The sequence below is a fragment of the Calditrichota bacterium genome, from assembly GCA_014359355.1.
Taxonomy (GTDB): domain Bacteria; phylum Zhuqueibacterota; class Zhuqueibacteria; order JANLFK01; family Oleimicrobiaceae; genus Oleimicrobium.
The window spans coordinates 1-3,098 of sequence record JACIZP010000152.1; the positions used below are offsets into that span (position 1 = coordinate 1).

Sequence of the window (3,098 nt, forward strand, 5' to 3'; positions counted from 1 at the left end):
TTCTGCTATTATTTTGATAAATTGAAAGCCCCAAAAAACAATGCCTCGGGCATCTGTGCGCAGCAGTATTCAATTGCTTGTGGAGTCTGTTCTCTGCTTGGACGTCATCAGGTTGAGCAACATGGTCTTCTACGCCTACCACGGCGTAGATGAGAACGAGCGCGACGCCGGCCAGCGTTTCGAGGTAGATGTCGAGCTGGCTGCTGACTTGCGCGTGCCCGGGCAAACAGATCGCTTGCGCGACACCATAGACGCCCGCGAAGTCTACCGCGTGGTGGAAGAGGTGGTCATCCAGGGGGACTTTCGGCTGGTGGAGGCGCTCGCCGAGAACATTGCGGCAGCGGTTTTGGAGCATTTCCCCGTACATGGGGTGGTCGTCCGGGTGCGCAAACCTTTCGCGCCCATCCCTGGGGTGTGCGACGGTATCGAGGTGGAGATTGCCCGTGAAGCCTGAGTCCTCAGAGGGCGTACATGCTTTCCTAAGCCTAGGGAGCAATTTGGGCGACCGCCTGCGAAACCTGACCTTGGGTATGGAAGCGGTAGCAGCTCTGCCGGCAACCAGAGTGGTGGCTACCTCCCGGTTCTATGAAACCGAGCCGGTCGGACTCCAAGAGCAGCCACCATTTCTGAATGCGGTCATGCAGATAGCGACCAGCCTCTCGCCTCACCACCTGCTCAGAGAGCTGCAGGCAATAGAGCTCCGCATGGGGAGGCAGCGGTTGCGGCGCTGGGGCCCTCGCACCTTGGACATCGATATTGTGCTCTACGGCAGCGTGCTTTTCTCTGACGCGATGCTTACCGTGCCGCATCCACGCTTTGCCGAGCGCCGCTTCGTGTTGGTGCCGCTCGCCGAGCTGGCCCCCACGTTGATTCCTCCTGGCACGAGCGGGCGCACTGTCATCGAGCTGCTGGCGAACTGCCCAGACAGAAGCGCGGTACGCCTCATGCACAACGCAAGAACGAGCAGTAGGGCCATAGTTCGGGGTAGAGCGTGAAACGCGACTATATCGCTATCGAAGGTGTGATCGGCGTTGGCAAGACCAGTCTGGCCACCAAACTGGGGGAAAGGTACAACGCGCGCGTCGTGTACGAGAAACACGAGGAAAACCCGTTCTTGGCGGACTTTTATCGCGACCCACGCCGTTACGCATTCCAGACGCAGATGTTTTTCTTGCTCAGCAGGTACCGACAGCAGCAAGAGATTCCGCAACGCGACCTGTTCCACGAAATGGTCGTTGCCGACTACCTTTTCGCCAAGGATAGAATTTTCGCCCATCTGACGCTGGAAGATCGGGAGCTATGGCTGTACGACCACATCGCTTCCCTGCTGGAGCAGGACATCCCCAAGCCTGATCTGGTCATCTATCTACAGTGCAGTCTGGAGCGGCTAATGCAGAACATCCGCAAGCGGGGGCGGACGTACGAACGCAACATCTCCGAGGACTATTTGCGCTCGCTCAATGATGCCTACAACCAGTTCTTCTTCCACTATGACGCCACGCCGCTCCTGGTGGTGAACACGACGCAGATCGACTTTGTCAACAATGACGAGCACTTTGAGGACTTGGTGCGGCAAATCGAACGCCCGCTCTCCGGGACGGAATACTACTCCCCTTCGCCGTGGTGACCTCTGATGTTCTTCCTCCGTCTACTCCTGATTGTCCTCCTCATCTACTTGGCAGTGAAGGTGTGGAGGTCCCTGTCCGCGCTATTCGGCTCTGGCAGAACGGAGGTCAGAGGGACGCAGCGTCGTCCAAGGCCGCCTCTTGACTTGAGTGGAAAGGACGTGGAGGACGCCAAATATCGGGAGATCGACGACTCGCGGCCCCCTGGCGAGGATGACCAGAGCGAGCGCTCTTCGTGATGGGATGAGCGGGGATTAGGAAGAAAGGCTTTCGCAAGCTCATGCGCATCTACCGACGTGTGATCAAATACGTGCTGCGCTACTGGAAGGAACTCGTGGCTTCCTGTGTGTGCATGGTGTTCTTCGTCGCCTTCAGCACCGTGTCCATCGGCTTGGTGATGCCTTTTGTCAACCTCCTCTTCGGGGCCCAAGGGCACGGGGCACCCGCGGCGACTCAAGTCAGCGAGGCCATCTCCATTCCGCACGTGGACAAGTCTGTGCCGAATCTGCGGCAGCAGCTGGAAAACTGGCTCCAGGGGCTGTTCACGCGCTATAGCCGCCCCCACGCACTGCGCCTGCTCTGCGTGGTAATGCTGGTCGGCTTCTTCCTGAAAAACCTTTTCCGCTTTGGCCAAACGTACTTCATGGCCCCGGTGGAGCAGGGGGTTATCCGCGACCTGCGCAATGACCTCTATCGGCATTTCCAGCGCCTTTCGCTGGACTTTTTTCACGGCGAGCGGGCAGGGCAGCTGATCTCCCGCGTTACCTACGACGTCACGGTGATCAACGCCTCCATCACGGCGGCCATCAACAGCATCTTCCGCGACCCGCTCATGATCTTGATCTACTTGGCGGTCATGGTCATTCTCAGTTGGAAGTTGACTTTGCTGGCCATTCTCGTCTTCCCAGGAGCGGGGTACTTTATCGCCCAGTTCGGCAACAAGCTGAAGCGCGATAGCCTGCGCCAACAGGAACGGATTGCCGACCTGACCTCCATCATCCAGGAAGCCATCTACGGAGCACGGGTCATCAAGGCTTTTGCCAGAGAAAGATACGAGATCAAGCGCTTTGAGAGGGAAAACCAGCGCTTTTTCGATACCTTGGTGCGCATGACTCGCATTAGAAAGTTGGGCCCGTGCGTGACCGAGTACATCGGGGTTATTGTCGGTGTTCTGGTCCTATACGTCGGCGGCATGGAGGTGCTGCGCGCCAACCAAACCCTTTCACCGGGTGGCTTTGTCCTTTTCCTTGGCGCGCTCTTTTCCATCATGGAGCCGCTCAAGCTGCTGGGACAGTTGCACAACGCTCTGAAAGAGGGCGTCGTAGCTGCCCAGCGCGTGTTCGCGGTGTTGGACACGCCCCCCAACGTTGCCGACCGACCCGGGGCCATTGCCCTCGATGGATTTCACGATGAGATTGTCTACGACCACGTCTCCTTTCGGTATGACCGCGACGTTGAGGTCCTCACGGATGT

At 58.2% G+C, this 3,098-nt stretch carries 5 protein-coding genes; all 5 read left to right on the forward strand.

All coding sequences use genetic code 11. The features are described from left to right. Positions 1-97 precede the first annotated feature (97 nt). On the forward strand, positions 98-454 hold the full coding sequence (gene folB, locus H5U38_06285; protein ID MBC7186625.1) for a dihydroneopterin aldolase: 357 nt from the start codon (positions 98-100) through the stop codon (positions 452-454). Continuing rightward, positions 366-995 carry a 2-amino-4-hydroxy-6-hydroxymethyldihydropteridine diphosphokinase gene (folK, locus tag H5U38_06290; GenBank protein MBC7186626.1) on the forward strand — a complete coding sequence of 210 codons (630 nt, stop codon included), beginning with the start codon at positions 366-368 and terminating at the stop codon, positions 993-995. The genes folB and folK overlap by 89 nt, the downstream gene beginning before the upstream one ends. Further along, on the forward strand, positions 992-1,627 hold the full coding sequence (locus H5U38_06295) for a deoxynucleoside kinase (GenBank protein ID MBC7186627.1): 636 nt from the start codon (positions 992-994) through the stop codon (positions 1,625-1,627). Before folK ends, H5U38_06295 begins: the two co-directional genes overlap by 4 nt. Before the next feature lie 6 nt (positions 1,628-1,633). Next, positions 1,634-1,864, forward strand: a complete 231-nt coding sequence (locus H5U38_06300) for a hypothetical protein (protein ID MBC7186628.1) — start codon at positions 1,634-1,636, stop codon at positions 1,862-1,864. A 41-nt stretch (positions 1,865-1,905) separates the two neighbouring features. After that, positions 1,906-3,098: hypothetical protein (locus tag H5U38_06305; protein MBC7186629.1), on the forward strand; the 1,193-nt coding region annotated here is incomplete at its 3' end.